The sequence below is a fragment of the Chryseobacterium sp. HNCC26DJ238 genome (assembly GCF_057180465.1).
The window spans coordinates 125,051-148,446 of sequence record NZ_JBXUGI010000013.1 but is presented as its reverse complement, the minus strand read 5'-3'; the positions used below and the strand labels follow the sequence as shown (position 1 = coordinate 148,446).

Here is a 23,396-nt window from a genome sequence, read left to right as displayed (position 1 = left end):
CAATTGAAAAAACTTACTTTTGAAAACATCACCAACTTTTTCCTGAAAAACTTTTTTCAGGGACTGTTAATCATTGGGCCTATCGGGCTCACTATTTTTGTGATCTGGTACGTCATTTCTTCTATTGATAACATTATCCCGTCTGTCGCCAGAGAAATTCCGGGACTGGTTTTCATTTCTACCATTCTTGTAACCGCATTGTTAGGATATCTTGGAAACAAATTTGTGGTCGGGAGATTTTTCGTGGATGCCATCGATCGTATCCTGGAAAAAACGCCTGGCATCAAACACATTTACTCTCCCACTAAAGACGTGATGTCTTCGTTTGTTGGCGATAAAAAGAAATTCAGTGATCCTGTCTGGGTAAAAACCAATGAAAATCCTGAAATCTGGAGAATCGGATTTCTCACTCAAAAAGAAATGGCAGATGTACATAAACACAATTTTGTGGCCGTATATCTTCCGCATTCGTATGCAATATCCGGCTGGGTCATTGTAACTGAAGAAAAAAACATCAAACCTGTATTGGGAATGACGGCTGCTACTGCAATGAAATTTGCAGTAAGCGGCGGTGTAGCAGGCTTCCATTCAGATGAAAATATATTTAAGGCTCCTGAGTAAAATTCTTTACCTCCTTACCTATACACTTTGATGATTTGAAATTGAATTTCAAATAAATTTTTCTTTAATTAATCTAAAAATATATCAACATGGAATTACCATACGCAGAACCATACCGTATCAAAATGGTGGAAGAAATCCGTCAATCCACAAAAGTAGAAAGAGAACAGTGGCTGAAAGATGCAAAATTCAATCTGTTTAATCTGAAATCTTCGCAGGTTTACATTGATCTTCTTACCGATTCCGGAACAGGGGCAATGTCTGACAGACAGTGGGGAGCTTTGATGACCGGGGATGAAAGTTACGCAGGCTCCCGTTCGTTTGAGCAATTACACAATACTGTACAAAGCATTACCGGATTTAAATATCTTTTGCCAACCCACCAGGGAAGAGCTGCAGAAAATGTTCTATTTTCAGTTTTGGTAAAAGACGGTGACGTCGTTCCGGGGAACTCTCATTTTGACACCACCAAAGGTCACATCGAAATCAGAAAGGCCCACGCCATCGACTGTACGATCGATGAAGCTTTTGACATTAATGACCTTCATCCTTTTAAGGGAAATATTGATCTGGGAAAACTGGAAGAAGTTTATAAATCCTATCCAAAAGAGCAGATTCCTTTCTGCCTGATTACCATTACCTGTAATTCTTCAGGAGGACAACCCGTTTCCCTGGAAAATATGAAAGCGGTAAAAGCACTTTCGGATACATACGGAATTCCCGTTTTCTTCGACTCTGCAAGATTTGCTGAAAACGCTTATTTCATCAAAAAAAGAGAGGCAGGACAGGAAAACAGAACGATCAAGGATATTTGTAAAGAAATGTTTTCTTATGGTGAAGGAATGACGATGAGTTCAAAAAAAGACGGATTGGTCAATATTGGTGGGTTTATCGCTTTAAATAATGAAGATGTTTTCCGAAAGGCTTCCAATTTCACTATTATCTATGAAGGATTCATTACCTATGGCGGAATGGCAGGAAGAGACATGGCAGCATTGGCAGTAGGACTTGATGAAGCTACAGAATTTGCCTATCTTGAAAGCCGGATTTCTCAGGTGGAATATCTTGGCAATAAACTGATTGAGTATGGAATTCCTGTACAGAAACCTATCGGAGGACATGCTGTATTTATCGATTCTCTTAATTTTTTACCGAATGTAGCCCGTTCAGAATATCCTGCTCAGACTTTAGGTCTGGAAATTTACAAAGAAGCTGGAATCAGAACGGTAGAGATCGGAACTTTACTGGCAGACCGTGATCCTGCAACGCGTGAAAACAGGTATCCGAAACTTGAATTGGTTCGTCTTGCTATTCCAAGAAGAACCTATACGAATAACCACATGGATTACATTGCAGCTGCAGTGAAAAATGTTTATGAAAGGAGAGACGAAATTTCCAAAGGGTATCGCATAACCTGGGAACCGGAAATCCTGAGACATTTTACTGTGCATCTTGAAGAAGCTTAAATTTATTATTATTTCTGATAAAAGTTCGGGCGCAGAATCAATGATTCTGCGCCCGAACTGTATCTTGCCTATTCTTTCAAATGTGATTCGTAATGTTTGTATTAATCACCTTGATAAAAACTTTATTTTTTTGAAATTCTATACAGCTTACCACTATCAGTAATTCCGTACAGATTACCATCAGTCCCGTTCAGCACATCTCTGAATCTCTCATTCTGGTCTAAAAGCAAACGCTCTTCACCAACGACTTTATTATCTTTAAAAACGATTCTGTTGATATGCTTACCACTCAGACAGGCGATAAATAAATTATTTTTCCATTCAGCAATATTTCCGGTATAGAAAGTTACTCCACTTGGTGACACTACAGGATCCCAGTAATAAACAGGCTGTTCTGTTCCTTCTTTTTGCGTAGTACCGTTGTTGATCTTCTCTCCGGAATATTCGATGCCATACGTAACGTCACCCCATCCGTAATTCTTTCCAGGTTGGATCAGATTGATTTCATCGCCTCCTCGCGGACCCATTTCGATGTCCCAGAGCTGTCCTTTCTCATCAAGAGCCAAACCTTGCGGACTTCTGATTCCGAATGCATAAATTTCAGGCTTATAGCCATCTTTTCCGATAAACGGATTTCCCGGTGCAGGTTTACCGTCTTTTGTTATTTTTAAGATTTTCCCCAGATAATTGTCTGTTTTCTGCGCATACACCCTGGTTTCTTTATCAGATCTCTCCCCTGTACTGACAAATAAGTTTCCGTCTTTATCAAATTGCAGTCGGCTACCGTAGTGTTTGTCTCCGTCATAGGAAGGTGTAGCACGGAAAATTACCTTCACTTCGGAGATATTTTTCAGATCCGCAGAAAGCTTTCCTTTTGCAACGGAAGTTAAGTTTCCTTCGCCAAAAGGTTCTGAAAAAACGAAATAAATCATATTGTTCGTTTTAAAATCAGGATCCAAAGCTACATCAAGCATTCCTCCCTGTCCTTTATCATCAACTTTCGGAAAACCTTCAATTTTAGAAACCTGTTTCCCGTCTGTGGAAACGACATTGATAAATCCTGACTTTTCCGTAATGAGAAATCTCCCATCAGGTAAATTAATGATTCCCCATGGCTTTCCTAAATCTTTATTCAGTACTTCGACATTATAAGGGGTTGCTGTTTTTACCGGAGCAATTCTTGTCTGTCCTTCAAAAGCAGGTTTATAGCTGGTATTGGCTTTTTCCTGTTTAGCTGACGGTTCACTGGGCTTTCCTTTTCCCTGACACGAAACAATAGTTGTTGCAGAAGCCAGTAAAATGGGTAAAAAAATCTTGTTCATATATAGATATTTATTGGTTATAAAATGAATGTGAGTATCTGTAAAATAATCTCTGCGAATCACAGCAAAAATTTACTTATTATCAATTGATGCACATGAAATTATTGAGTGTAAAAATAATGCCACAAAATCCATGAAATAGTATTTCATTTTTAAATTAAAGAAATTAAATGAAACTTAAATTCCTGATGTCATATGCTCTGAGTTCGCAAAAAATACTCAATAAATTATATCTGAAGTCTTATTTCGGACTCTTTTTATTTCATAAATTTGATGTATGAAATTTACGCTGCAATCAGAATATAAACCGACCGGAGACCAGCCTACAGCAATCGAAAAACTGACTGAAGGAATAGAAATCGGTGAAAAATACCAGACCTTACTTGGGGTGACAGGCTCCGGTAAAACATTTACCGTCGCGAATGTCGTTCATAATACCCAGAAACCTACATTGGTTTTGGCACATAACAAGACATTGGCGGCCCAGCTTTTTATGGAATTTAAAGAATTCTTTCCGGAAAATGCGGTTGAATATTTTGTAAGTTACTACGATTATTACCAGCCTGAAGCTTATATAGCTAGTTCAGGAACCTATATTGAAAAGGATTTAAGTATCAACGAAGAGGTAGAGAAACTCCGTCTCTCAGCGATCGCCAGTTTATTATCAGGAAGAAGAGATGTATTGATTGTAGCTTCTGTATCATGCATTTACGGTGTCGGGAATCCCGCAGAATTTCACAAATCCCTGATTTCACTGGAAATCGGCGAAAAGACGACGAGAACAGCACTTCTCCACTCACTGGTTAATGCATTATACTCAAGAACATTAGCCGACTTCTCAAGAGGAACCTTCCGTGTAAAAGGGGATGTTGTAGATATTTTTCCTGCGTATGCAGATAACGGCGTAAGAGTTCAGTTTTTCGGTGATGAAATTGAAAAAATTCAGAGTTTTGATCCTGTATCAGGAAATACTACCGCTAATTTTGACCAGATCCAGATCTATCCTGCCAACCTTTTTGTGACATCAAAAGAAACATTGAACGGTGCCATCAGAAATATACAGGATGATATGGTAAAACAGGTAGACTTTTTCTCTGAAATCGGAAAACCTTTAGAATCAAAAAGGCTTCAGGAAAGAACAGAACTGGATCTTGAAATGATTAAAGAATTGGGTTACTGCTCAGGTATTGAAAATTACTCCCGTTATCTTGACGGCAGGCTCCCGGGATCACGTCCGTTCTGCCTGTTGGATTACTTTCCGAAAGATTATCTTATGATTATTGATGAAAGCCATGTTACGGTACCACAGGTGCATGCTATGTATGGCGGTGACCGGAGCCGTAAAGAGGCTTTGGTGGAATATGGATTCCGGCTTCCGGCAGCAATGGATAACCGTCCATTAAAATTTGAAGAATTTGAAGCCATCCAGAATCAGGTAATTTATGTTTCTGCAACACCGGCAGACTACGAACTCGAAAAAACAGGCGGAGAATATATCGAACAGATCATCCGTCCTACCGGACTTTTAGATCCTATTATAGAAATAAGACCCTCTCTAAATCAGATTGATGATTTAATGGAAGAAATCCGTAAAAGAGCTGAAATCGATGAAAGGGTTTTGGTAACTACCCTGACCAAAAAAATGGCAGAAGAGCTCACCAAGTACTTTACAAAATTCGGAATCAGAACAAGGTACATTCATTCTGACGTTGAAACTCTGGAGCGTATTCAGATTATGCAGGACTTACGTCTTGGTATTTTTGATGTTTTGATTGGAGTGAACCTATTGAGAGAAGGTCTGGATCTGCCTGAAGTTTCACTTGTGGCAATTCTGGACGCGGATAAAGAGGGTATGCTGAGAAGCAGGAGATCAATGATTCAGACTGTCGGACGTGCGGCGAGAAACCTTAACGGACGGGCCATTCTTTATGCTGATAAAATCACCAAATCAATGCAGTCAACTCTTGACGAAACCGAATACCGTAGAGAGAAACAGATCGCCTATAATACGGAACATAATAAAGTTCCTATGGCACTGAATAAAAAGATTTCTGAAAACCTTGTGGGAAGAAGCAAGGATTTCCCGGATGAAAAATACACGCAAAAACAAATTTTGCAAAAAGTTGCTGATGTAAAAGCAACTTATGCAACAGAAGACGTTGAAAAATTAATCCTCCAAAAACAAAAAGAGATGGAAGGGGCAGCCAAAAATTTAGACTTTATTAAAGCAGCACAGCTGAGAGATGAAATTGCAGCGTTGAGAGGTTAATGATACAATAAGACATAATTTAAAAGAAAGGCGACATCTGGAGATGTCGCCTTTCTTTTAAAATCAAGCTTTTTTCTTAAAACTTATATACTTTTGTTTTAGGTTTCTGATATTCTGTTTTACCGCCACGGAGAGGAGTAAGCAGATCCATAAGACCGTTTAGTTTTATTTCATAGATGGTAGAAAGCTGCATTCCCAGTTTTCCTTTAGGCATTCCCTGCCTGTTAAACCATTCCAGATAACTGATGGGCAGATCAGCGATAATGGTATTTTGATATTTTCCGAAAGGCATCCTATCTACACAGATCTCCTTTAATATTTCCGGATTTATTCCCTGCTCCATTTTAAACAATTAAATCAATTTTATTTTCTGAATCATCATTTCTTCCTTTGCTGGAAAGTTCAAGTTCAGGCTTATCATCATCTGAAAATTCATTTCTATATACCTGAATCAGGAGTAGCGTAAACGAAACCAAAATCGGTCCGAACACTAATCCCATAAACCCAAAAAGGTTCATTCCCATAATAATTCCAAATACTGTATTTAAAGGATGTATGTCCTCAAGTCTTTTTAACAGTGTGAAACGAAGCACATTGTCAGTTACTCCAACTACAACCAAACAGTAAATACCTAAACCGATTCCCGGCCCTGTCTGTCCTTCTGCAATCATAAATATACAGATCGGGGCATAAATGATTGCAGCTCCTACAATAGGAATCATCGACGCGACCGCGGTAAGGGCAAAAAGAAGAATCGGACTTGGTGCACCGAAAATGAAATATCCTATCAGCGCAACAATTCCCTGTCCTATAGCAACAACCGGAATTCCAATCGCATTGGCCATGATCAGTTTTCTCATTTTCTCACCGATTAAAGAAACATTTGATCTCTTTAACGGTGCGGCAGAAGCAAGAATTCTTTCAAAAAACCTAGGCTTTTCAAACATAAAATACAGAATAAAATACATCGACAGAATTACTGTCAGCGTATTGAAAGTGCCACTCAAAGCAATGGTGGAAAACTGTCCTGCAAAGTTTTTAAGCTTTGTCATATTTTCTTTACTGAGAAGATCAAATTTCGTTTTATCGTAAACGAATGTGTGGATTTTTTCGACAAATACATTAAATTTTTCCATGTACATCTTCGCATTCCCTAATTTCTCAATGAGAAGATCTCCAATAAAGTATAATGGCAGAATGATAATGACAAGACTCGCAAACATCAGCAGAAGAGACGATGCCCAGGGCTTCCATTTTTTCTCTTCCTGCAGATAAAAATTGTACTTCCGACAAAGTACATAAATGGTAATTGCACCAAGTACTGAAGGAATGAAAAGTGCCAGGTTAAAGCAGATTAAAGCTGCTAAAATTAAAATAATAGCGAGCAGAGCAATCTGTTTGATTACAACACTGCTGATTTGTTTTTCGTGATGTGACATTATTTATATGTTATTTGTCTTGGTTTCCCTAAATAGGCACAGTAAGTAGAATACATTACTATCATGATGAATGGTGCACTAAAAATTATACCAATGCAGCACAAAAAGATTCCGGCAATACTAATAAGTCCACCTAAAATTGCACTTCCCAAAAATACACCATAGTTTTCTTTGGCAATATTAAAAGTCTTGTTCAGTGCATCAAGTGCAGATGAATTTTCAAATAACAGAATAGGATAACCAATAAGAAACAGAGGAAACACAAAGAAAAAGGGTACGATACACATAATTAATGAGATCCCCAGTATGATATTGATGATTAAACTGTACAAAAGAATATTGCCCAGATTCTGACGGTAACCTATAAAAAGATCTGCAAATTCCACAGGAACTTTTGTATTAAATTTATTGGTGATGTAAATTAATCCAACATAAAGCGGGGATAGTAGAATCCCTAAAATACTAGAAAAAGAATAGTAGAGTGACAATCCCGGCTTATTCCAATCCCCGTAACTTGAATAATCACCATCAAGATCACGAAATTCGGTAAAACTACTCCATGAGTTATATCCACTGAAGAACTGAATCACATAATCAGCAATAAAATAGACAATCATGGTAACGACTGCATATAGAATTACCCCTTTATACATCTCAAAGGCATGCGAAATAATGGATCCGGCATCTTTGTTGGGAACAGAACCCTGTTGGTCAAATTCGTTAAATTCAGACATGGTTAGATTTTTTTAATGTTTCTCAAATTTAACTTTTTTTCTGAGAACAAATCATTACCATTTTCAAATTTAATTCTCCTCGTTAAAAATTGTTTTGTAAAGCGAATAAATCATTGCATTCCAAAAAGGTAAGGTCAACAAACCACCTATTAAGAATAAAGCAAAACCTATATATCTGAATAAAACTGCTACAATCACACAAACACAGATTTCTATGAAATAGAGTTTTAAAACTTTCCAGTTTAAAGCAATTCCTTCAAAAATTGTTTTGTTCTGGAAAAACATAAGTGGAGCAACAAAAAGTGTAACCATCACCCAGGCTACCGGCAATATAATCGTCTGAGCAATAAAAGTATAAAAGAAAAACCAGAAAATAAAATAGCTGATATATCTGAAAAAATTCAACCCGTTATATCCTGTAAAGAGATCTCCGATTGTAACCGTTTCTTTCAGATCCATCTTTCTGAAAATCTGAAAGAAACCCATATTTAAAGGGTAAAGAAAAACCTGTACTCCCACCATACCAAGATAAAAATTCTGAAATCCTTCTGTTGCCATGATGGCCGCAATATTATTTTTATAGTCGTCCAGTCCTGCAGGTCCGGCCTTCATATAATCTGATGCAGCACCAAAAAACTGATTGATGATTCCATACTTTTCAGAAAAATAAAAAAGGACGGTCAAAAATACAGAAAAGTAAATGATTGAAAACATCAGCTGAAAAAGCAGCGTTCTGTTCCAGTAATAAAATGCCTGTTTTAAGATAAAGTCGAGTCCCGGTTTTTGTGGATATTTCTCCTGCATTAAAAATATTTTGTGCAAAAGTAAACATCAATAACTACTTTTGCGGAATGTTTTCTGCAAATCATCAAAAATTTATTGAGATGGACGAACTTTCACATCAGAAAGTTCCCTTTTTCTTTATGATTGATTTCCTGGTTGACCAAGTGGAAATCTTCAGGGAAAATGAGATTTCAAAAAGCGGTCTACTCATTGATTTTCAATTATTTTCAAACACAGAAAAACAACAGGTATTAGCAAAAAAAACAGAATGGAAATCTTTTCCGGAGCCTGTAAAAAGTTTTCAGAATGGGTTTGAACTCGTTCAGAAAAATATTCGTCTGGGAAATTCATATCTTGTCAATTATACCCGAAAAACGAAAATCGAGACCAATCTGAGCCTGGAAGAAATTTTTCATCATTCTCAGGCAAAATATAAGGTTTTATTCAAAGATTTTTTTGTATTTTTTTCTCCTGAAACTTTCGTCAGAATAGTTGGTAATAAAATATTCACCTATCCGATGAAAGGGACGATTGATGCATCTCTTGAGAATGCAGCAGAGATACTTAAGAATGACAAAAAAGAAAAAGCCGAACATTATACTGTCGTTGATCTGCTTAGAAATGATCTGAGTATGGTCGCAGATCACGTGAAGGTAGATAAATTTCAGTATATTGATTTTCTTAAAACCCACGAAAAAGATCTGTATGCAATGAGTTCTGAAATTTCAGGAGATGTAAAACCTGAATTTAAGGGAAAGATAGGCAGCATTATGCAGAAACTTCTGCCTGCAGGATCAATCTTAGGAGCCCCCAAATCAAAAACCTTAGAGATTATTCTTGAAGCAGAGGGCTTTGACAGAGGTTTTTATACCGGCGTCTGTGGTTGGTTCGACGGTGAAAATCTTGACAGTTGTGTAATGATCCGTTTTATTGAAAAAGAAGGAGATGAGCTGTATTTCAAAAGCGGCGGCGGTATTACGCATATGAGTAAGTTAGAAGACGAGTATCAGGAAATGAAAAATAAAATTTATGTCCCAATTCATTGAAAGCATTAAAGTAGAAGATCAGGAGCTGTTCCTGCTTGAATTTCACCAGAAACGTGTTAATGATACTTTCGCCCATTTCGGGAAAGAAGGTTCCATTGACCTGAATAAGATTTTTAAAGAACTGAACCATGATGAAGACGGTTTGTACAAACTAAGACTTACCTATGATCTTGATAAGAGATTCAGAACCATGATGATTCCTTATGCAATACCGGAAATTCAGGATTTTCAACTGGTTGAAAACAACAGTTACGATTATTCCTTTAAGTTTGAAGACCGTAAAGAACTGGAAAAGATGAAGATGAAATCTAAGGCTGAAGAAATTATTATTGTGAAAAATAATCACATCACCGACACTTCATTTTCAAATATTCTTTTTCAAAAAGGGAAAGAATGGTTTACTCCGTCCACTTACCTGTTAAATGGAGTTCAGAGACAGCATCTTCTAAAGAAAAAGAAGATAAAAGAAGCTGAAATCACTTTACAGAACATAAAGGAATTTTCACATTTTCAACTGATCAATGCGCTGAATGATTTTGATGACATGTTTATTTATCCTCTTCACAAAATCACAAATCTACCGGGAAATAATGATTATCTGGATTTATAGAATTTATTCTGCCGAAAAATTTACTTTTATATCAAAAAAAATCAGATTTATGGGTTCATAAATCTGATTTTTTTTCCAAACAATATCTTTAGAGAGTTTAAAATTAACCTATTGTGTATTTTGAATATCACATTTAGAAAAGTAAGTTAACGTTTTTGAACACATGTTTTTTACGATAAACGGTCGCCTTTCATTGCTTAAGAAATACAATTGCTTTGATGATTAATCCATTGATCTTTACAAAATACAAGAATGGTGTAAAATTGTATTTTTCATCTTTGATTCCGAAAGCTAACTTTTAAAAGTCCGTTTAGATTTCTTTTAAAAAATTAAAATAAGCTTTCTGGGTATCTGCATTGTTTTTACCCTGTGTGTTGACCTCCATAATCTTAGGCTGCACATCAGGCTTAAAGAAATTATCAAAAACACGGTCTAAAGTCCCGTCATCCTCTACTTTTACATAAGAAAACCCGAAATGTTTTGCTAAAAACTCTGCATTTTTATGATGCTTTGTCGCAATAAATTCATCCACTGTATTTGAATTGGCATTTCCCGGACCGGGAATTATTTTGAAGATATTCCCTTCTCCGTTATTAAAAATAATAATTCTTGTGAATGGCGGGATATACTGATTCCAAAGACCATTAATGTCATAGAAAAAACTTAAATCCCCGGTAATTAACAAGGTCGGATTTGCATTTTTGATTGCAAAACCCATTGCTGTTGATGTTGAACCATCAATACCGCTTGTTCCGCGGTTACAGTACATTCTCCTTTTACCGAAATCAAACAGCTGAGCATAGCGGATTGCCGAACTGTTGCTGAAATGAATGTTATAATTCTCAGGAATACTCTGTGAAGCTTTATTAAAGAAATAGAAATCTGAAAACTCGGTTAAGTTTAAAAAATCTCTATGTTTCTTATCTTTTTTATCTCTTAAAACATCCCATAAATTATAATAAGGCCTCGGCTCTAAATTGATGAAATTTAATAATTTAGAAAAGAAAACCTCAGGCTTGATTTCTATTTTCTGCGTGAGGGAAAAATAGGTATCCGGCTGCCACACCTCATCAAGATGCCAATGTTGTTTGGGATGCGCCTTCCTCAAAAACAATTTAACTTTTTTGGAAACAACATTCTGTCCTACCGTAATTAACAGATCCGGCGCATATGTTTTAAAATCTTCTTCACTGAAAGCAAAAATATACCGGTCAATATGTCTGAAAAATTTCTCATGATATACATTCGAATTCGCTTCACTCAGAACAACCACAGAGTGATTTTTAACCAATTGAGACAATTGATTTTCCAACTCCGGGCTGTAGTCTTTTGTTCCGACCAGAATCATAATTCGCTGTGAAGTATTCCAGTCAGCGATTAAATTGGATGGAATTTCATATTCTTTCTTCTTAATGGTCTTTTCCACTTCAGGAAAAGTCGGCAGTTCAGAAACCAGATCATACAAAGGTTCCTCCAAAGGAATATTGATATGGACCGGTCCCTGTTTCTCAAAACACAGTTCGATCGCCTTTTTAATAATATCCGAATTGATGTTTTCAGCATCTTCTTTACTATCTTCCAACAATTGAAAATCCCCATAGGAATGCTGGTGGAACAGATTATTCTGCCGGATGGTCTGTCCGTCAAAAAGATCAACATAATCGGTAGGCCGGTCAGCTGTTAAAATCAACATCGGAATATTCTGGTAAAAAGCTTCAGTCACTGCAGGGTAATAATTAGCTGCTGCGGAACCGCTTGTACAGGTAATTGCCACCGGTTTTTTCTCACTTTTCGCCATTCCAAGAGCTACAAAAGATGCACTTCTCTCATCGACAATACTGAAACAGTTGAAATCATTCATTTCAGAAAAATGAATAGCTAAGGGGGCATTTCTGGATCCCGGAGATATCACGATGTCTACAATTCCGTATTGCTGAAAAAGATGGGCAAGTATCTGAATACTTCTCTTGGAAGAATATTTTTTCATTTGAAAATTCTATTATTTTTTGAAGGTCAAATGCAATCGACTGAATTTCATCCCCATTTATTTACCAATTGGGTCTTCAGCGATTTCACAGCACAAATTTAGTTTATAAATAATTAATTCTAAAATCATTTAATTCAAAAAAGCTGTATTTTAGCATCACGTAAAATTTCTATAAAATGGATAAAATACCTAGTGTAGACCTGCGTGATTTCCTTTCGGGTGACCCGGAACGCAAACAGAAATTTGTAAATGAAATCGGAAAAGCTTACGAAGAAATTGGTTTTGTTGCCTTAAAAGGACATTTCCTCAATGACCAACTCGTAGATGATCTTTATGGAGAAGTAAAAAACTTCTTTGAACTTCCCACAGAAACCAAACAGAAGTATGAGATTCCCGGAATTGGAGGGCAGCGAGGTTATGTAGGTTTCGGAAAAGAAACTGCAAAAGGATTTAAAAAAGGGGATTTGAAAGAATTCTGGCATTTTGGACAGTATGTTTCGGATGACTCAAAATACAAAGGCCAATATCCTGATAATGTCATCGTGGATGAACTTCCACAGTTCAATGAGGTGGGTAAAGAAACTTACCAGATGCTTGAAAAAACAGGGAAATACGTTTTAAGAGCATTGGCATTATACCTTGGTCTGGATGAATTTTACTTTGATGACAAAATCGCAGAAGGAAACTCTATTTTAAGACCCATTCACTATCCGCCAATCACACAGGAGCCTGATGATGCGGTAAGAGCAGCTGCTCACGGTGATATTAACCTGATCACACTTTTAATGGGCTCTCAGGGAAAAGGTCTTCAGGTACAGAATCATAAAGGAGAATGGATCGATGCGATTGCAGAACCTGACGAATTAATGATCAACGTAGGGGATATGCTTTCAAGACATACCAACAACAAACTGAAATCTACGATTCACAGAGTAGTCAATCCTCCGAGAGAATCGTGGGGTACTTCAAGGTACTCAATCCCTTTCTTCATGCATCCGGTGAGCGAAATGTCATTGAATGCACTGGAAAACTGTGTAGATGAAAACCATCCTAAACTGTATGAAGATACGACAGCAGGAGAGTTTCTTCACGAACGCTTAATTGAATTAGGATTAATTAAAAAATAAAATAAAACCGGACTAAAAAAGTCCGGTTTTATTTTGAAAACGATCTGTGTCAATCTATGAAATCTGACGGCAAAATTCCTTACTGATCGCACAGATTGACAGAGATTTTTTTGAATTCCTCTGTTGAATTAAGATTGGTATCCGAGCAATTTTCTGATCTGATAGAAAAATCTTTCGATCAGTCTTAAATCCTGAGTCACAATTTCAGCATTTCCCCTCAGTTCTTTATCAAATTTCAGAGTTTTGTTATACGAAGTTTTTAAGCCTTTCGGCAGGACGACATCTACATAATAATTTCCTTTATCATCCGGAATGAGAGAGATGTTCTGTACTTTCCCTTCAATAATTCCGTATTCCTGAAACCGGTAATTATCCAGTTTAATCAATACTTTCTCTCCCGGAATAATCTTTCCTGAATTTGCCGTAGGAACAGACATTCTTCCTACCAGCTGTTCAGTGTGATCAGGTAGGATCGATACGATCGGATCCCCGGCTTTTACAAACTGGTTTTCTCCAAAAAACTGCTGGAAACTCGCCATTCCATCGGTAGAGGAAACGATCAGATAGCTTTGCTCCCACTGTTTGAGAGATTTTCTTAACTGCTCAAATAACTGCAAAGTCTGGGATGAAAAGGTGATTTTATCCTTCTCGGTATTGATTGCAGTACCGCTTTTGGTTTTATTGAAATTAGAAATACTTTCCTGTAACTGGGAAAGCGAAATATTAAGATTTTCCAGGTTCTGCTGGGCCTGCAGATATTTTACTTTTTCGGTTTCAAGCTCTACTGCAGCGATAACTCCCTGATTGAACAGGTCCTGTGAGCGCTGGTAGCTCTTACGGGAAAGCTCTGCTTTTGCAGCTTCAAGATTTTTCTGCTGTTTAAGGGTTGCGATCCGGCTTTTGGATTCCAGGATACTTTGATTGGCTGCAATATTTTCCGGAGCGTAAGGCTGTAATCGTGTAAATAAATTCTCATCCTGAAATGCTTTCGCAAAACTGTTGTAGTCCCCCTGCAGCTCACCAAGTTTAAAATGGGCCGCTATATTCACGGGAAATGACAGCAGCTGATCTGAAGCGGTAGAGTCTATCATTTTCTTTAACTGTAAAACGTCCTGATAGTTTGCAGTAGACTGCAGTACCAGCATCACATCACCTTTTTTTACTTTCGAATGATCTTTGATAAATATTTTTTCGATCTTTGAACTGCTCCTGGCCTCGATTTTTTCAGGCGGATTCTGTGAGGTTACGACTATCGGTGCCGGAACAAATTCCGGGTATTTAATGATATAACTCATCCCAAGAATGAGCAGTAGTATAATTAATATAATCGTATTCCCCCACCGAAACATCCAGTGAGGCGGTTCTGTGAGGATATCCTGTACGCTTTCTGAGCGGAGCTCTATGTTGTCTAATATGTCTTTTTGCACGTTTATATATTTAAAGTTAAATCCTCATTCTGAGGATTTAACTTTCATTTTCATATTACAAACCATAAAGTCTTTTACATTCACAAGCAATATGACCCGCATTTTCTTCGTGATAACAAAAATCATCTGGAAGTGCTTCGAAAAATTCAGTTCTGTGTTGATAACAATAAGCTCGAGTGGGAGCACCTCCTTTAACAGTTTTCAATTCGTTTCTTTTTAATTTTTTTAAATTTTTCATGATAAATAAATTTGTTTTAGTTTTCCCTACTCGTATAGCTTTTCGGATTCCGCTTGATTATGTTTTTTTAAATTTAAAAATAATTTTGATATATCTATGAATTATTTCTTATGGTTAATTCCCCAGTTCAAGTTGATTTTTAACAAGCCTGTAATATTCACCTTTTAATGCCACCAGTTCTGTATGGCTTCCTTCTTCCACCACTTTTCCTTTATCTAAAACGATAATCTTATCGGCATGTTTTACAGTGGATAACCTGTGGGCAATGACAATAGCTGTTTTCCCTTCAAAAAACTGTTCCAGGTTTTCCATGATTACCTTTTCGTTATTGGCATCCAGGGCACTGGTGGCTTCATCAAAGAAAATATACTCGGGAGATTTGTAAACTGCCCTGGCAATAAACAACCTCTGTTTCTGCCCACCACTCACACCAAGACCTTCATTTCCGATTTTTGTATTATAGCTTAAAGGCAAATCTTCTATAAAATCTTTGATATTGGCAATTTCCACCGCTTTCCTCAGTTTTGATTTATCTACGTAATCTTCGCCTACAGCTATATTATTGGCTATCGTATCATTGAAAACATATCCTTCCTGCATGACCACCCCACACTGATCCCTCCAGAATCTCGGCGAGATATTTTTCATCTGTGTACTTCCTATCCTGATCTCCCCCTCATTGGGTTCATAGAATTTCATCAGTAACTTCAGCAGAGTGGTTTTCCCGCTTCCGCTGGCTCCCACAATGGCCGTGGTTTTTTGATATGGAATGTTTAAACTCAGATTTTCAAAAACGGGTATATCTGAACCAATATACCGGAAAGACATATTGGTGATCTCTATATCTTTCTCGGGAACTTCTGTGGCATACTGCTCATCTTTATTTTCCTCGTCCTCCTTGTCATGGATCTCACCCAGTCTTTCAAGGGATATTTTTGCATCCTGGGTCTGTTTGATAAAATCGATCAACTGCAGTAAAGGACTGTTGAGCTGCCCGATAATGTACTGAACGGAAAGCATCATCCCTAATGTAAGATTGCCTTCCAACACCAATTTGGCGGACAGAAAGCTTACGAGAATATCCTTCATCTGGTTGATAAAGTTTCCCCCGACCGACTGCCACTGCTCCAGTGACAGAGATTTTATTCTGATCTTAAATAATTTAACCTGCAGAAACTCCCAATCCCAGCGTTTCTGTTTTTCGGCATTGAACATTTTAATTTCCTGCATCCCGTTGATGAGCTCAATGACTTTGCTCTGCTCCTGCGAAACCTGAGAAAATCTTTTATAATCGAGTTCTTTTCTTTTTCCGAGAAAGAACATGATCCAGGTAATATACAACACTGCTCCCACGAGATAAACTACAAAAAGCCTGTAATCATAAAACAGTAAAACAATACTGAAGATAATAAGATTGACCAGTGAAAACAATGTATTCAGAGAAGAATTGGTCAGGAGCTGTTCGATTCTGTGGTGGTCATTGATCCTCTGCATGATATCTCCTGTCATTCTGGTATCAAAGAAACTAATGGGAAGTTTCATGAGCTTGATAAAGAAATCTGAAATAATGGAAATATTGATTCTGGTTGACAGATGGAGCAGAATCCAGCTGCGGATTACTTCAATTCCCATTCTGCCAAGGAAAAGCATGATCTGGGCCAGTAAAACAAGGTAAATAAAATTCAGATCCTGGTTTTGGATCCCCACATCGACAATACTCTGGGTTAGGAAAGGCAGGATCAGAGACAGTAAACTTCCGGCCAGAAGACCTATCGCAAGCTGAACAATTAAAGACTTGTATTTGAGTAAATATTTTGAAAGAAAAGAAAAACTGGCTTTGCTTTCATGATCATCAAATTCGGTCTGAAAAAATGCAGGAGTCGTTTCAAGAATCAGGACAATTCCCTCTTCTGTATTTTCATTGGCATTTTCACCGATCCAAAACTTGATAAATTCTTCGCGGCTATAGGTAATCAGTCCATAACTGGGATCTGAAATGTACACCACATTATTTTTATCAATCTTATACACCACGACAAAGTGCTGCTTGTTCCAGTGTACGATACAGGGCAGGGGAACCTCTTCGGCGAGGGTATTGAAATCAATCTGTACGCCCAGAGAACGGAACCCCAGATCTTCAGCAGCATCACTTAGACCAAGAAGACTGCTTCCTTCCCTTGTCGTTTCCGAAAGGTGACGGATCTGCTGTAAAGAGATACTCTTTCCGTAGTACTTGCTTACAATTCTGAGACACGTAGGTCCGCAGTCTTTGGAGTCGGGCTGTTTATAAAAAGGAAATTTTTTCAAAATTTAATTTATTATACTTAAAACAAGGGAATACCAGCTTTTAATAATTCAGTTTATAATGTTAATTCAACAAATTTATGGGATATCTTTCTCTAAGGAGAATCATTTTATTGAAAATAAAAGTCTATCACAAAAATAAAGATATGCTTTTTGTTAAAAATTATTGACAAAAATATTTATTAGAAAGCAATTCCCACTTTTTAACTGACTTAACAGGAGACTAAAAGAATTCCTGTACTTATTTTCTTAAACAGATTAATTGTATTGGTCTGTTTTCCGTATTCTTTGCTTTCCCAATATACTTTTCCGTCTTTATAATCAGTCATCAATACAAAGATTCCTCCATTGATTTTTAAGAAAGCAATAGCCGGAAAACTGAGCTCTTCAATATCTTCCCAATCATCCAGCCTTATCACCATTGTTTCAATTTCAAAATCATTCTGTAATATATTGTAAAAGCTAAGGAAATTGTAATCATCTATCGGTAAAGTATAGTTTTGCATTTTTCCCGCTTTTTTATGCTGTTGTATGAATTTCTTCAACAAAAAATTAAAGGCCAGTAAATAATCATATTTTGCAATCATAGATGCTGATTTTTTTTAATAGATGTAGTAGGCATTTTCTGTGATATCATTCTTTATACTCTTTATACTTACTTTATAGGGAATATCTTCCTGATCTTTATAATGAAAATCAATAGTACTGATATTTTTTTTGCTTATTCCTATCCACTGGTTGTCCCTAAGTTTATAAAGAGAGTATTGATTATAATGGAGTCCGTTATCGCTTTCGTTAATAATGATGAGTTTGTTCTGGTCCTGTGGATAAAAGGTAATAGATGTTTTTCCAATCTTGTAAGACTGTTCTTCCAGAAAATTGACATGCTGTTTTTGGATATAAGCGAGCAGCTTAGATTTCAGCAGTAAAAATCTGTAAAATGCATTGGTCACTATTTTTTCTATTTTTCTCCTGATCTTTTTTAATGAGTAAGAAATTTTGTTAGATTTATAATGAATCCCTTGTGGAGAAATTGAAAAATTGCCCTTTGCTTCAAAAGGATCTATAAAAAAATACGGATTGTCCTTTAGATTGATAAGGTGAATCAGCAGGTATTGCTTTTCCGTTACTGTATTGAAAATATTACCCTCTACCCAATGATGGGTTACATTGGAATAAACAAACTCCTGAACAATGTTTTTATGATAATATTTAATTTCTTTTTGAAGCTCCATCCTTCTTACAACAAGAGTGAAACTTTCAATTTCGGTCGTTATTTCTGTAATATCTGTGGTATGAACAAGATTAAACTCAAAGTTACATTCGTCAAAACAGAAATGACGTGTATTCTGTAGAACATGGGCGTAATCTTTACTCTGTCTGAATAGATTAATGCATTGCTCATTATTTTTCAATAAGGTAAAAAATCCAGCAGGATAGTTTTTGTGGGGTGAAATAACATCATATTTTTCCAATAATTTCTCTGTGATAAAATATCGGATATTACCGAAAATAATATCAATGTCACAGTATCCCCAAAAGTCATATTCTTTTAGATATTCCTGAAAAATCAATCCATAAGTAGGCTTAAAATCACACAATTTGTAACCATCCAGAATGTTGATCGCAAGGTTCAGTTTTTCGCTTGCCATTATACTGAATTCAGCAAGATTATTAATCTTTATAAAATGGACATTCGGTAAATGGAAAGGCGCTTCCAGGTTGGTGAATAATAAAAAATCAACATCCGGATTGTATTTGCAGCTGTATAAAAAATGGGTGAAATACTCAGGCCAGCTTTTGCCAAAATAACAGTTTATTAATGCGATTCTGGTCATCTTACGTCAGTTTTTTAATATTCAGCACTGAGTCATAGCTTTTATGTAAAAAATAATACAGGATAGACTCATGGATATTCGGTTTCGAAGCAAATGTTCTGTTGATAAACATATGGATATAACTTACAACTAACGATTTTACCATCTGCTGAGACTGTAGTTCTTTAATTTCAGTAATATAATGGGCTGTTTTTTTAGACCTTATATCCAGAGTTTTAGAGAACTCATCTGTACCTGCCAGAAGTTCCAGTGTCTGATGTCTGTGATCCCTATATTTATCTTTCAATGTCTGTTTAGAATGATCATCCAGCATGTTTCCGTATCCGTTGGCGAGCTGCTGTAAGATGTCTCTTTTTTCCTTTATACGGTAACCGAAATCATCAAGAATACGGTTGATTCCTGCAACGGCAGCTTTCCAGATGGGAGTTTCTGTGTATTCAGCTTCTTTGAGTAACTGGCAGACACATTCGCTGTCGAAGTAAAAAATACTTTCCATCTGATCTATTGTAGTTTCGCCATATCGCTCAATCTCTCTGTTGTAGGTATCCAGAACAATTTTATGGATAATCATTTCTCTGGTCAGATATTTGTCAAGCAACTGATAGATCTGGCTGGAAAGAGTATGGTCCTGCGATGTCGTCAGGAATCTTATTCTGATGTGCATATCCGGATCGCTGTAACGGATAAAGAACCATTTTTGTATAATTCCTTTTTTAACAAGTCCATTGGCAAATTTATAGATGGTATCTTTAATAATCTGATCCGAAACTTTTGTACTGCAATAAATCTTATAGAAAAGCCAATCACTTCCGGGAACAAAATTTCTAACCACTGTATTTTTTACAGGGAAAAAAGTAAGCTTATCCTTCTTTTTGCTGCTGGAATTATGCCATGGAATTAGGAATTCATTGCTATGTTGATTTCCGTTCTCATCCTTAGTCACAGTCTTGTATTGTCCAGAAAGATTTTCCAGCACTCTGATCTGCTTTTCCTTCAATAGATAATCAAAGAGAATTTCCAGTGACAGCGCATTGTTTGTAAATACAGGAAGTTCCATGTCTTTTTCTGTGAAAACACAGATTTCAGGAATGTTTTTCTCCGTTAAATACTCTTTAAAAACCTGAATAGAAGCCTTTTTACCTTTGAATATTTTATCGTAATCCAACAACCATGAAGCTCTCGACAGAATCACGTTATGGATCATTATTCTGGGTAGATATTCATAATTTACAAACATGCCCCAGTTCCAGTTGTAGGAAGGTGTCATGTGCTGGTACTGAAGATCACAGAGAAAATGATACATCGGTACTTTATGCAGGTTATAATTATGCGCAGATGACAGACTTGGAATAACTTCTTTATTATATTTTTTAGAACGAAGAACAATTCTGTCATTTTTAACAGAAATCATAAGGTCATTCAAATAGATAGGTTCACTATCTGCATTGTGACGGTTAATGATTGGGATTTCATGTTTCCTTAAATGTGGTCTGATTGTAATATTCCCGACTCTCGGCTGCGGATTGTGTATCACTTCAGCAATGATCTGCCCGTCAAAGAAAGATTCTTCTTCAGACAGCGCATTTTTCACTGATTCCTCCAGCTGGTCATCCATATGGCAAAAGCGCCCCAAATAAGTGGAAGATGAAGGTCCGTCACTGAATTTATGGAAAATAACCGGCTGTCCTTCCTGATCTTCATAGAGATGTACCAATGAAGACATTGAGAAAGGAATGTTTTTATTTTCTTCTAAAAATGGATGAACTTCTTCTTGAGTAATTTGTATTAAATTTTCATTATTTTTCAGAGCATTAATTAATTTTTCTCCTAAAAACTGGTTCCATTTCAGGGATCCCTGAATGACATTGGTCGTATTTTCAGACTTAAACTGGATTCCATCGGTGAGATTAGAGCTGTCATTATCCGAATGTAAAGGGTAATTAATGCCTGATAACGGATCAAGGGCCAATAGTATTGGAATTTCCTGCTGGTCATATCTTGCCGTGAATTCCTTTTTAAAGTTATCCAGAGAATCAATTGTGTCAGCCGCTCCAATCTGAAAAACCGTTGAAAGTACTTTTTTTAAATCTTTAAAAATCTTCTTATCAAGCGTATTCGAAGTTTTGCCTTTCAGTAAATCGGTCTGAAGGATATTTTTTTTGTGGTTTTTAATCCCGATTGACGTTAATATTTCAGAAATCTGATCAACAGCAAGAAATGTGTTATTGGTTTTGTTGGCCTTTTGTACAATTTCAAAGATGATAGTCAGGCTGTGGATCAATTCTGCATCTTCACTATTTTCTTTATCTGAAGGAATTTTCAAATCTTTCAAAAACTGATAAATAAAATTCTGAAAATTCTTGTCAGTAACCTTGGGTGAGAGTTCACTGACAAGAATTTTTGAATCTATCAATTCGTTGATATAGTCAAAACTGTCTTCATAAGAAATATCCTGATTAACTAATATTTCTATAATCGCGGAAAGCTTTAAACCGTCTTGGCAGGCTTTTATGATGGAATTCAGATATTTGTTTTTTTCTGTAGAAATAATTTCATATTTCAACCCTGAATCCTTTATGGTAGGCTCAATATAACGGTACTTATTTTTAGTGCTGTATATTGTGTTGTTGGTATAGAATTTACAAACCTTCCTCACGTGCATATTCTCCTCCAACTTTACCGTAATATCATGCAAAAGCTGCATATCCAGTCTTGCATATATTTTATCCTGTTCTTTATCCAGGGTTATGCTTGTGCTGTCACTCCATTCGCCCATACTTACTCCGGCATTGGTGCCAAAAGGGATGGTTCTGAAATGAGTTCTCAGCCAATATTTAAGCAGAGATTTTTTTATTTTATCAGCTTTTTCTTTGGACAGTTTTTTTTCGTCCCAGTTGATAAGCTGTTCATACAAATCCGGTGATGATAAATAAATGGTATTACGGAAGCCTTCTGTACTGATATCCTCTTCCCACTGATCAATATTTTTTTGCGGAAGAAGTGGTGTTCTCAGCAGATAAAAGTTCAGTTTTTCTATATCGTTGTATTTCATCCTATGTTCATTAAATAAATTTTATCCCAATCTCTGGCTCTATCGGGATACTGATAGTCCAGCAATACCATTCCTACTCCGGAAATCCCTTCCAAAAGTCCTGTGTGTTCTACCCATTCATCATTCTTAAGGTCATAAGGGAACTTAGCTCCTTTATCCAGCTGTTGTAAGGTTAAGGACATCCAGTAATCATGTGCTTCTTTCAGTTCTGGATTTTGAAATATTCTGTAGAATTTATTGAATATATGAGAAATTCCAGATGTTCCGTGGCATATTCCTGTGTCTATACACTCATTTTTTTGGCTGTAGAAAACTCCGGACTTGTCTGCTTTTATTTTTGATAAATTCAGAATAATAGCAAGGCACATCGCTTTCAGATCCTCATCCTGCAGAACGGTGTAAGCTTTCCAGATGCTTATAGCAACTCCTAAGTCTCCATAGCACCATGCGAGCCTTTCTGATAATTGCTTTTCTCCTGTAGCGATATTGAGTTTTGAAGGAAAGATGAATTGTGAATCTTTATTTTCTTCGTAAAGTTCCTTTAGAAAGTTGACACTTCCTCTTATCAGTTTTGCACACGTCTCTTTCTCGCAGCCTTTATGATAGCATTCGGCTAAAAAGGAGATGACAGAAGGCTGGCCGTGGGCAAGACCTAGGTCAATCACATTGTCTTCTTTTACTATATGATCAATCCAGAAAAAGGATTGGTTTCTTTCATGTTTTAAATGGTCTATATAAGACACTATTTTGGCCGCAGCATCGAATTTTTTAATTTCAAGAAAATAAATTCCCAATCCGATGAGTCCTGTGAATAAATCGTACTCCTTCCTGTCTGCAGCGGCAGAAAGTAATTCTAAGAAAAATTCAATAGAATCTTCTTCTATCCCTTCAATGTCTTCATCCGCAATAATATTGGCATTATGCAAAAGCCTCATGAAGTAGATGATTGCTAAGCTGCCGGTAGCAAATGAGGAATAAGAAGCTTCTGAAGCCATGTCAATCAGTTCCTCAATTTTTTCAATCTCAACATCATTGTTGTAAAATAATGAGTAATACCCATTTCCCAGGCTGAATGTAATGTTTTCACCTTGATCTTCATTACATTTTTCTGAAATTTGGGTCAAAAAGAAGTC

19 protein-coding genes are annotated in these 23,396 nt (G+C 36.6%); 6 read left to right on the top strand and 13 right to left on the bottom strand.

What is annotated here, in order from left to right; translation table 11 throughout:
- The first annotated feature begins 3 nt into the window (after positions 1-3).
- Positions 4-621: a DUF502 domain-containing protein gene (locus AC2A07_RS13660; protein ID WP_314494810.1), complete on the top strand. Its 618-nt coding sequence runs from the start codon at positions 4-6 to the stop codon at positions 619-621.
- Positions 622-710: 89 nt separating this feature from the next.
- Complete coding sequence (tnaA, locus tag AC2A07_RS13655) at positions 711-2,087, top strand: tryptophanase TnaA (protein WP_314494808.1); 1,377 nt, start codon at positions 711-713, stop codon at positions 2,085-2,087.
- Positions 2,088-2,209: 122 nt separating this feature from the next.
- Here the strand turns inward: tnaA and AC2A07_RS13650 are convergent, their stop codons facing one another.
- Positions 2,210-3,409: a PQQ-dependent sugar dehydrogenase gene (locus tag AC2A07_RS13650; RefSeq protein ID WP_484050873.1), complete on the bottom strand. Its 1,200-nt coding sequence runs from the start codon at positions 3,407-3,409 to the stop codon at positions 2,210-2,212.
- A gap of 277 nt (positions 3,410-3,686) precedes the next feature.
- On the opposite strand from AC2A07_RS13650, the gene uvrB reads away from it, so the two are divergent.
- Positions 3,687-5,678 (top strand): excinuclease ABC subunit UvrB, encoded by a 1,992-nt coding sequence (gene uvrB / locus AC2A07_RS13645; RefSeq protein WP_484050872.1) that lies wholly within the window; start codon positions 3,687-3,689, stop codon positions 5,676-5,678.
- A 76-nt stretch (positions 5,679-5,754) separates the two neighbouring features.
- Here uvrB and AC2A07_RS13640 read toward each other — a convergent pair whose 3' ends face one another.
- From AC2A07_RS13640 to AC2A07_RS13625, 4 genes are all read right to left on the bottom strand, one after another.
- Entirely contained in the window at positions 5,755-6,009 is a 255-nt protein-coding gene (locus AC2A07_RS13640) for a putative quorum-sensing-regulated virulence factor (RefSeq protein ID WP_314494839.1), read from the bottom strand.
- 13 nt (positions 6,010-6,022) lie between these two features.
- On the bottom strand, positions 6,023-7,117 hold the full coding sequence (locus AC2A07_RS13635) for an AI-2E family transporter (protein WP_484050871.1): 1,095 nt from the start codon (positions 7,115-7,117) through the stop codon (positions 6,023-6,025).
- Positions 7,117-7,851 carry a beta-carotene 15,15'-monooxygenase gene (locus AC2A07_RS13630; RefSeq protein ID WP_484050870.1) on the bottom strand — a complete coding sequence of 245 codons (735 nt, stop codon included), beginning with the start codon at positions 7,849-7,851 and terminating at the stop codon, positions 7,117-7,119. Before AC2A07_RS13630 ends, AC2A07_RS13635 begins: the two co-directional genes overlap by 1 nt.
- 69 nt (positions 7,852-7,920) lie before the next feature.
- On the bottom strand, positions 7,921-8,655 hold the full coding sequence (locus AC2A07_RS13625; protein ID WP_484050869.1) for a hypothetical protein: 735 nt from the start codon (positions 8,653-8,655) through the stop codon (positions 7,921-7,923).
- A 47-nt stretch (positions 8,656-8,702) separates the two neighbouring features.
- On the opposite strand from AC2A07_RS13625, the gene AC2A07_RS13620 reads away from it, so the two are divergent.
- Positions 8,703-9,680, top strand: coding sequence for an aminodeoxychorismate synthase component I (locus AC2A07_RS13620; protein ID WP_484050868.1), 978 nt, complete (start codon positions 8,703-8,705; stop codon positions 9,678-9,680).
- Positions 9,664-10,290, top strand: a complete 627-nt coding sequence (locus AC2A07_RS13615) for an aminotransferase class IV (protein WP_484050867.1) — start codon at positions 9,664-9,666, stop codon at positions 10,288-10,290. Before AC2A07_RS13620 ends, AC2A07_RS13615 begins: the two co-directional genes overlap by 17 nt.
- Before the next feature lie 310 nt (positions 10,291-10,600).
- On the opposite strand, the gene menD is transcribed toward AC2A07_RS13615, so the two are convergent.
- A complete protein-coding gene (gene menD, locus AC2A07_RS13610; RefSeq protein WP_484050866.1) occupies positions 10,601-12,277 on the bottom strand; it encodes a 2-succinyl-5-enolpyruvyl-6-hydroxy-3-cyclohexene-1-carboxylic-acid synthase in 1,677 nt (558 codons plus the stop codon).
- A 176-nt stretch (positions 12,278-12,453) separates the two neighbouring features.
- On the opposite strand from menD, the gene AC2A07_RS13605 reads away from it, so the two are divergent.
- Positions 12,454-13,404: an isopenicillin N synthase family dioxygenase gene (locus tag AC2A07_RS13605; RefSeq protein ID WP_484050865.1), complete on the top strand. Its 951-nt coding sequence runs from the start codon at positions 12,454-12,456 to the stop codon at positions 13,402-13,404.
- Between the two features lie 128 nt (positions 13,405-13,532).
- Here AC2A07_RS13605 and AC2A07_RS13600 read toward each other — a convergent pair whose 3' ends face one another.
- The 7 genes from AC2A07_RS13600 to AC2A07_RS13570 all read right to left on the bottom strand — a co-directional run bounded on the left by AC2A07_RS13600 (position 13,533) and on the right by AC2A07_RS13570 (position 23,387).
- Positions 13,533-14,831, bottom strand: a complete 1,299-nt coding sequence (locus AC2A07_RS13600) for an HlyD family secretion protein (RefSeq protein ID WP_484050864.1) — start codon at positions 14,829-14,831, stop codon at positions 13,533-13,535.
- 55 nt (positions 14,832-14,886) lie between these two features.
- Positions 14,887-15,069, bottom strand: a complete 183-nt coding sequence (locus AC2A07_RS13595; protein ID WP_484050863.1) for a bacteriocin-like protein — start codon at positions 15,067-15,069, stop codon at positions 14,887-14,889.
- Positions 15,070-15,183: 114 nt separating this feature from the next.
- The gene (locus AC2A07_RS13590; RefSeq protein WP_484050862.1) at positions 15,184-17,376 is read right to left on the bottom strand and encodes a peptidase domain-containing ABC transporter; all 2,193 of its coding nucleotides are present in this window, start codon (positions 17,374-17,376) and stop codon (positions 15,184-15,186) included.
- Positions 17,377-17,585: 209 nt separating this feature from the next.
- The gene (locus tag AC2A07_RS13585) at positions 17,586-17,960 is read right to left on the bottom strand and encodes a cysteine peptidase family C39 domain-containing protein (protein WP_314494784.1); all 375 of its coding nucleotides are present in this window, start codon (positions 17,958-17,960) and stop codon (positions 17,586-17,588) included.
- A 15-nt stretch (positions 17,961-17,975) separates the two neighbouring features.
- Positions 17,976-19,211, bottom strand: a complete 1,236-nt coding sequence (locus AC2A07_RS13580; RefSeq protein ID WP_314494782.1) for a DUF6625 family protein — start codon at positions 19,209-19,211, stop codon at positions 17,976-17,978.
- A gap of 1 nt (position 19,212) precedes the next feature.
- Positions 19,213-22,263, bottom strand: a complete 3,051-nt coding sequence (locus AC2A07_RS13575) for a lantibiotic dehydratase (RefSeq protein ID WP_484050861.1) — start codon at positions 22,261-22,263, stop codon at positions 19,213-19,215.
- Positions 22,260-23,387: a lanthionine synthetase LanC family protein gene (locus tag AC2A07_RS13570; protein ID WP_484050860.1), complete on the bottom strand. Its 1,128-nt coding sequence runs from the start codon at positions 23,385-23,387 to the stop codon at positions 22,260-22,262. Before AC2A07_RS13570 ends, AC2A07_RS13575 begins: the two co-directional genes overlap by 4 nt.
- Between the last annotated feature and the right edge of the window lie 9 nt (positions 23,388-23,396).